Source organism: Muricoccus harenae, assembly GCF_009848505.1.
Taxonomy (GTDB): domain Bacteria; phylum Pseudomonadota; class Alphaproteobacteria; order Acetobacterales; family Acetobacteraceae; genus Roseomonas; species Roseomonas harenae.
Genome location: NZ_WWDL01000067.1, coordinates 1 through 7,758, shown reverse-complemented (window position 1 = coordinate 7,758; position 7,758 = coordinate 1). Strand labels below are relative to the sequence as shown.

4 protein-coding genes, 1 rRNA gene and 1 pseudogene are annotated in these 7,758 nt (G+C 69.6%); 1 reads left to right on the top strand and 5 read right to left on the bottom strand.

From position 1 onward, the window contains the following. From GSE44_RS24610 to GSE44_RS24600, 3 genes are all read right to left on the bottom strand, one after another. Positions 1-124: ribosomal RNA gene (locus GSE44_RS24610) — 16S ribosomal RNA — on the bottom strand; the annotation flags it as partial. Between the two features lie 698 nt (positions 125-822). Then, positions 823-1,068, bottom strand: a complete 246-nt coding sequence (locus GSE44_RS24605) for a hypothetical protein (RefSeq protein WP_159351468.1) — start codon at positions 1,066-1,068, stop codon at positions 823-825. Between the two features lie 52 nt (positions 1,069-1,120). Next, the gene (locus tag GSE44_RS24600) at positions 1,121-2,965 is read right to left on the bottom strand and encodes an SLC13 family permease (protein WP_235925124.1); all 1,845 of its coding nucleotides are present in this window, start codon (positions 2,963-2,965) and stop codon (positions 1,121-1,123) included. Between the two features lie 245 nt (positions 2,966-3,210). Between GSE44_RS24600 and GSE44_RS24595 the strand changes: the two genes are divergently transcribed. Then, on the top strand, positions 3,211-6,507 hold the full coding sequence (locus GSE44_RS24595; protein WP_159351466.1) for a DEAD/DEAH box helicase: 3,297 nt from the start codon (positions 3,211-3,213) through the stop codon (positions 6,505-6,507). A gap of 51 nt (positions 6,508-6,558) precedes the next feature. On the opposite strand, the gene GSE44_RS24590 is transcribed toward GSE44_RS24595, so the two are convergent. Then, the gene (locus tag GSE44_RS24590) at positions 6,559-6,969 is read right to left on the bottom strand and encodes a c-type cytochrome (RefSeq protein ID WP_159351465.1); all 411 of its coding nucleotides are present in this window, start codon (positions 6,967-6,969) and stop codon (positions 6,559-6,561) included. Further along, positions 6,950-7,589 (bottom strand): annotated as a pseudogene (locus tag GSE44_RS26050) (cytochrome c oxidase assembly protein). The gene GSE44_RS24590 and the pseudogene GSE44_RS26050 overlap by 20 nt, the downstream one beginning before the upstream one ends. Between the last annotated feature and the right edge of the window lie 169 nt (positions 7,590-7,758).

The following is a 7,758-nucleotide window of genomic DNA, read 5'->3' as shown; positions in this document are numbered from 1 at the left end:
CACCTCTGGACATGTTCCTACGCGTTACTCACCCGTCCGCCACTGACATTGCTGCCCGTGCGACTTGCATGTGTTAAGCATGCCGCCAGCGTTCACTCTGAGCCAGGATCAAACTCTCAAGTTCATCAGCGCTTCATCGGGCCAAAACCCCAATCCACGGATGGCTCTTGACCTGAACTCCGCTCACCATTCTCGACGCATAATGCACTTCCAGATCCCAGCCAAACCTTCGCCACCACGAGGGCAACAATGGCTAGCAAGACCGGAAGCGTCATTCACTTCCAAAAGACAGATACGATTTTCATAGAGCAACCTTATCTTCCGAACACCACGCTAAGCGTGACACCGGTCGACAAGGAACGTCCCGCATTCCTGCAGGGCAAAACTACGCCCGAAAGCGCAAAGATCAGAAGCTCGCCGCGAAGCTTCGCTCGGAGCCGGAAGCCCCTCGAAGCACCCGAAGGCACCGCAAGAAACCCGGAAAGAACGACCACCTCGCTGGCGGGAGGCGGGTTCTAGCCCCGCCGGGCATCTGGATCAAGACCTTTTTTCGGCCTCTCGGCAGGAGCGGAAACTCCCATCGAGGAGCGCTGAGACGACGCCTTTCGGCAACAATTTCAACACCCTGAAACCAGCCGGCGGAGCGTTTGGCGCCCCGCCGGCGAAGGGGGAAATGGCCCATTCCGGCGCCCAGATCAAGAGCCAAAATCACAATGCTCCACTTTTGTGGAACCTGCATGACAAGACGACTGCCGCAGCGGCCGGCCTCCCGCGAGGGCCTCAAGGAGATGGTGCGGGACGAACTATCTTCCCAGGAGCCTCTTAGGCGCCCCGCTTCTCCGGCCCGATGGTTTCCGCGCGCCCCTTCGGCTCACCCGGCCGGGAGCTGGCATCGCCATCCCCCTTCCCCAATTGCTCCAGCTTCCGCTTCACCTTCCGGTCTTCGTCGGTCAGCGGCGCCGGATCCTCCGGGGCCACGCCCGGGGGCACCGCATCGCCGGGATCGCGTCTGGCCTCGCTCTCGCCGCCCGTGGTCATGGAGATCTCCGCGCCTTGATGGAGGTCCATGGCAAAGCGCCCGGCCGAGGGCCCGGTTGCGTCCCTCGGGACAGCACTCCCATCAATGCGGCGCCAGCGGCCAGAACCAGGCGATCAGCGGCACGCCGGCCACCACCACCAGCACCGAGAGGGGCAGGCCGAGCCGTGCATAATCCCCGAAGCGATACCCGCCCGGCCCCATGACCAGCGTGTTGCACTGGTGCCCGATGGGGGTGAGGAAGTCGCTGGCCGCACCCAACGCCACCGCCATCAGGAAGGGATCCGGGTTCAGCCCCAGCTTATTGGCGAGGGTGGCGGCGATCGGGCCCATCACCAGCACGGTTGCGGCATTGTTCAGGAATGGCGTCACCGCCATGGCCAGCACCATGGTCACCGCCAGGGCCGCCAGCGCGGGCAGCCCCTCCACCGCCCCAGTCAGCCAGACAGCGATCAACTCGGTACCGCCGGTGTGCTGGATGGCCCCGCTGACCGGGATCAGCGCCGCCAACAGCACGATCACCGGCCAATCCACCGCCTCATAAGCCTCGCGGGTGGTCATCACCCGCAGGGCGAAGAGCGCCACCACGGCGCCGAAGAACGCCACCGCCACCGGCAGCGCCCCCGCCGCCACCAGTGCCATCGCGGCAACCAGCACGCCGAGCGGGATCCAGGACCGCTTCCCCCGTCCCAGCGCCATGCCGCGCTCGGCCAGCGGCAGAACCCGCAGCTCGCCGAGATTGTCGGGCATGGTGGCCTGCAGCCCTCGCAGCAGCACCACATCCCCCGCCCGCAGCCGGAGCTGGGAGAGACGATCCTTGATCTGGCTCTCGCCCCGCCGGCTGACCGCGAGAAGCGACACACCGTGGCGGCTCCGGAGCGTCAGCGCCGCGGGGGAGCGGCCGACCAGCGGACTTTCGCTGGTCACCACCCCCTCCATGACCTGCATGTCGTCCGCATCCGTGTCGGGATTGTCGGGTACCGGCACGTCGCCTGCCAGGATCAGCCCGGCACGGGCGACCAGCCGCTCGAGATCCGCCGCCTCGCCCCGCAGCATCACCCCCTCAAGGGCGCAGAGGCGACGGTCGGGCGAGGGCGGCTCGGAGGCCGGCGGATTGGCCGGAGGCTGGCGCGCCGCATCCTGAACGGCACCCTGGACAACTTCCTGAACCGGCACCTTGGCCTCCGCCGCAGCCAGGGCGGCCGGCAGGATGGCGGAAACCTGCACTTCGTTCTCGGCCAGCGCCTCCAGCTCGGCCACCGTCAACCCGACCGCCTCGCCCGCCTCAGGCAGCCGCGCCTCCACCGTGTAATGGCCGATGTTGAAGGCGGCATCCATCGTGGCCGCGCCACGCCGCCCGCCGGGCAGCAGCCGCCAGCCGACCGCCAGGAACAGCAGCGCGACGATGCAGATCCCGAGCCCCACGGGGGCGTAGTCGAACATGCGGAAGGGCGCGCCGGTCAGCTCCTCCCGCACACGCGACATGATGATGTTGGGCGACGTGCCGACGAGGGTGACGACACCACCGGTCATGGCGGCGAAGGCCATCGGCATCAGCAGCGCTGCCGGTGGGGTGCCGGTGCGGCGGGCGAGCTGCATCGCCACGGGCATCAGGATAGCCAGCGCACCGACATTCTTGGTGACCATGGCCAGCACCATGGTGGCCGCGGCCAGCACCGGCACCTGCACCGCAACGCTGCGCAGATGCGGCGTCACCGGCCGCATGATGGTCTCCACAGCACCCGAGCGGGCCACGGCGGCGCTGATCACCAGCGCCGCGGCGACGATCACCACCACATCGTCGGAAAAGCCCTCGAAAGCCTTGTCCAGCGGCACGACCCCGATCAGGACCCCGGCCAGAAGCGCAGTCAGCGCCACCGCGTCATAGGCGAAGCGCCCCCACAGGAAGAGGGCGATCGTCACGCCCATCAGCCCGAACGCCAAACTCTGGTCTAATGTCATGCTGTCGTCGGCACGGCCCCCTTCGCCGGTGGCCCCTTCCCGGCGCGAACCCCCATCGGCCGCGTCACCGCAAAAACCCGGTGCGCCCCCACCGGGTTGCGCCACCGCTGATAGTCCTTTGGCAGGCCGGCCATGAGCGGCGCGCGTGCCGTCTCCCCCGCCCCTCCCGCGTTCTCGGAGGAAGGTGCTCGGGGGATGCGATGGCAGGTTTGGTGGCGGAACCGGAAGGCCTTCTGGCTGCCCGGCTGGTGGAGCTGGCGGCGGAGGCCGGAGGGGCCATCCATGTGACGCGCAGCGAGGCGCGGGCGGCCCGCCTGGCCCGGGCGGCACGGGCCCTCGCGCCGCATCTGCCCGTTGCGCATCTGCCGGCCTGGGATTGCCTGCCCTATGACCGCACCTCGCCCTCCCGGCAGGTGATGGGGCAGCGCATGGCGGTGCTGCACGGCCTCTCCACCCGCAATGGGCAGCCATGGCTGGTGCTGGCCAGCGTCGATGCCGCCACCCAGCGCCTCCCGGCCCCGGAAACCCATACCGCGCTGGAACTGCGGACTGGCCAGGCGTTGGAACCGGAGCGGCTCGAACGCGAATTGGAGCGGCTCGGCTATGTCCTCGACGAACGGGTGGACGAGCCGGGCGAGGCCGCGCTGCACGGAACAGTGCTGGATGTCTATCCGCCGGGGGAGGGCTCCCTCCCCTGCCGGGCCGAGCATGAGGATGGGCGGATCACCTCGATCCGCCAGTATGATCCCATTACCCAGCGCAGCCTGGAGGAGGTGGAGGCCGTCACTCTCGGCCCAGCCTCGGAGGTGGTCTGGCCAGAGGAGTCGGAAAAAACCCACAGCCAGGGGATCGAGCACGCCCTGGCCGATCTCTGCCCGGCCCTGGTGACGCTGTTCGACCTTCTTCCCGAAGTGCCTGTGGCGCTCGACCCGGAGGTGGAGGCGCTGCAGTCCCAGCGCGCCGCCGAGGTCGAGGACGCCTTTCGTTCCCGCTTCGCCCTGGCGCCCCCGGAGGAGGGGATGCGCAAGGCCTCCGAGCCCGCCCGGCTCCATCTGATCGGAAAAGCCTGGGCGGAAGCCTTGGCCGCACGCCGCGTGACGATGCTGGAAGAACCCCCTGAGGAGCCCGAAGGCCACCTCCCCCGCTTCGTCCAGGCGCGCGAGCCGGAGGAAGCCTTCCTGGACTTCCTGGAGGAGCAGCTCGCTGCCGGGCGCCGCGTCGCGCTCGCGGGTCGCGAAAGGCAGCGCACCCGCGCCCTTATCCGGCTGATCCGCCAAAGGCTGGAGTTGGAGCCGCAGCACCTTTCCGGCTGGGCCGCCTTGGGCGCTGCCCCCCCTGGCACGCTCGGCGTGCTGGACGGACTGCTGGAGGCCGGCTTCGCATCCGCGGATGCCGTGGTCGTCGCCCCGAACGACATCCGCCCGCCCCTGGTCCGCCCCCCGGGACCCGAGCGGCGACAGATCCTGGGCATGGCCGAGACGGGCCTCCAGCCCGGCGATGCGGTGATCCATCTCGACCACGGCCTCGGCGCCCTGCGCGGGGTGGAGGCGGTGACGGTCGCGGGCGTCGCGCTCGATTGCCTGAAGCTCGAATATGCCGGCGGCACGACGCAGCTGGTGCCGCTGGACGAGATGGACCGCCTCTGGCGTTACGGGGCCGAGGCGGAAGGCGTGACGCTTGACCGGCTTGGCAGCGATTCCTGGCCGAAGCGCCAGGCGCAGGTCGAGGCGCAGGTCGCCGAGACGGCGAAAGCATTAGTGCACCACGCGCGGGAGGCGGAGCAGCGGACCGCCCCGGTGCTGAAGGCGCGCGGCGGCGCCTATGACCGCTTCGTCGCCCGCTTCCCCTTTGTACTGACCGAAGACCAGGCGGAGGCCATCGATGCCGTGCTGGGGGACCTCGCCTCCGGCCACCCGATGAACCGGCTGGTCTGCGGCGATGTCGGCTTCGGCAAGACGGAGGTAGCGTTGCGGGCCGCGGCCGTGGCGGCGCTCGCCGGCAAGCAGGTCGCGATCCTGGCGCCCACCACCGTGCTGGTCCGCCAGCACCTGACCACCTTCCGGCGCCGCTTCGCGGGGATGAAGCTGGATGGCAAGCCGATCCGGATCGAGCAGCTCTCCCGCCTCTCCTCCGCCGCGGAGGCGAAGGCGGTGAAGGCCGGGCTTGCGGATGGCGCCGTGCGGATCGTGATCGGCACCCAGGCCCTCGCCGGGAAAGGCGTGCGCTTCCAGGATCTAGGCCTGGTGGTGATCGATGAGGAGCAGCGCTTCGGCACGCGGCAGAAGGCGATGGTCCGGCGCCTCGGCGAGGAGGCGCATGTGATGGCCATGACGGCCACCCCCATCCCGCGCAGCCTGCAATCGGCGCTGGTGGGGCTGGAGGAGCTGAGCGTCATCGCGACACCCCCCGGCCGCCGCCAGCCCATCCGCACGGTGCATGTGCCGCTGGACGACGCCGTGCTGCGCCAAGCCCTGGCGCGCGAGCACCGGCGCGGCGGGCAGAGCTTCGTGGTCTGCTCCCGCATCGAGGACCTTCCGGCGATGCGGGAGCGCATCCGCGCCCTGCTGCCGAAGCTCGAGATCATCGAGGCCCATGGCGCGCTGCCGGCGGATGAGGTGGACACCGCCCTGGTCCGCTTCGCCGAGGGCGAGGGCGACGTGCTGCTCTCCACCAATATCGTGGAAACCGGGCTGGACGTGCCCCGCGCCAATACCATGCTCGTCTGGCACGCCGACCGCTTCGGCCTGGGGCAGCTGCACCAGTTGCGCGGCAGGGTCGGGCGCGGCCGGGTGCGAGGCACGATCATCTTGCTGACCGACCCCGCCGAGCCCCCCTCCCCGCTGACGCTGAAGCGGCTGAAGGCGCTGGAGGCCTTCGACCGCGTGGGCGCCGGCTTCGCCATCAGCGCCCGCGACATGGACCTGCGCGGCGCGGGCGACCTCCTCGGGGAGAGCCAGGCGGGGCATGTGAAGCTGATCGGACTGGAACTGTACCAGCATCTCCTCGACCGGGCGCTGCATGCCGCGCGCGGGGAGGCGGTGCAGGAGGACTGGACACCGGTGCTGGCCATCGGCGTCCCAGCCGGCCTGCCGAAGAATTATGTCGAGGAGGAGGCCCTGCGGGTCGAACTGCATGCGAGGCTGGCCGCCATTCTCCGGCGGGGCGATGCGGTGGCGCTCGGCGACTTCGCGGTGGAAATGGCGGACCGGTTCGGCCCGCCGCCGGAGCCCGCCGCCAACCTCCTCACCCTGGCACACCTGCGCGTCCGGTGCCGGCGCCTGGGCATCGCGAAGCTTGAGGTCGGGCCGAGCGCCGCCGCCGCGACCTTCCGCGGCAAGCCCCCTGCGGCCGAGCCTCCGCTGGAATTGCGCGGGGAGCGGATCGTGCTACCCCGGCCGAGCCAGGACGTTTCCGGCCTGCTCGCCACCGCGGCGGAACTCCTGCGGCGCCTGCCGCGCCGGCGCCGCGCCGCACAGGACCGCAAGCAAGCCGCGCTGGCCGAAGCATAGCCAAACCCGAAGAAAAAAGATGGGGCCCCGGGGAATTCCTTTCCCGGCCTTTCAGCGCAGCGTGTAAAGGAACGCCGCAATATCCCGCGCATCCTGCCCGGTCGCCCCGGTGCGCGGCATGGCCGTCAGCGGATCCACGCCCTGCGGATCCTCGATCCAGCGGATCATGTTCTCCGCGCTATTGGTGAGCACCCCCGCCAGATAGACCTGCCCGGCGATGCCATCGAGCGAGGGCCCCACCCGCCGGTCGGCGCCCCGCACGCCCGGGATGGCGTGGCAGCTGCCGCAGCCGAATTGCAAGGCCAGGTCCTTCCCGCGGGACGGATCGCCCCCGGTCAGCGCCACCGCCATCGCCTCCGCCTCCTGCTGCAAGGAGATAAGGAGATAGCCGCCGCCCCCCACCGCGAGCAGGGCCAGGACCGCGACAGCCGATGCGATGCCCTTAGCGCGCTTCGAGGGCATGGCCCTTCTCCTTGCCACGCGCGCCGCTCAGGCTGATCCAGCGCCCCAGCAGCCAAAGCCCCGCCACCACATAGATGGCGCAAGCGACAACCCACATCACCAATCCGCCCAGTTGCTGGTCTTCCAACGGAGAAAGCCCGAAGGCCGAGGCACCCTGCGTCTGCGCCGGAAACCAGAGGCGCGAGGAAAAGACGAAAAGCGCGCCGAGAAGGCTTGCATGGATGGAGGTCGCGAAGAGATGCAGCGCGGCCGCGCCCATCGCGCCCACCCGTGCCCGGCCCTGCAGCATCACCCACCAGAAGAGCAGCGTTGCCGAGGAAGCTCACATGCTGCAGCCGGTGCATCAGTCCGCTCTCCAGCGTCGCCTCGAAGAAGCGCGGCACATGCCAGAACCAGAGGGCGACCGCATGCAGCGCCGAGGCCATCAGCGGATCCGTCAGCACCCGCCAGGGCGCGGCGAAGCCGGGCCGCCGCGTCATCCCCCCGAGCGCCCGGCGCGCCCCCTGCGGCAGCGCCCAGAGCCAGGCACCGATGGGCCGCGCCACCACCAGCAGCGGCGCCGCGACCACCATCAGCAGCTCATGCTCGATCATATGCGCGGTGAAGAGCGTCTGGCCCATCTCATGCAGAGGCGAGACGAGCGCCAGGGCCAGCACCAGCCAGCCTAGCATTACAGTTGCGTCTTTCCTCGATCTCTGAATCCATGGGTGATCATGGTTCAGGGGACGTGGATGAGGGGCGCTTCGATTGAGACGGTGCTGGAGCTCTGGGCATCGTCATTGCGCGAGA

What these genes read in the sequence shown, in the direction of transcription:
- GSE44_RS24590 (WP_159351465.1), bottom strand. Translation starts at nt 6,969, where the DNA reads ATGCCCTCGAAGCGCGCTAAGGGCATCGCATCGGCTGTCGCGGTCCTG.
- GSE44_RS24605 (WP_159351468.1), bottom strand. Translation starts at nt 1,068, where the DNA reads ATGGACCTCCATCAAGGCGCGGAGATCTCCATGACCACGGGCGGCGAG.
- GSE44_RS24600 (WP_235925124.1), bottom strand. Translation starts at nt 2,965, where the DNA reads ATGGGCGTGACGATCGCCCTCTTCCTGTGGGGGCGCTTCGCCTATGAC.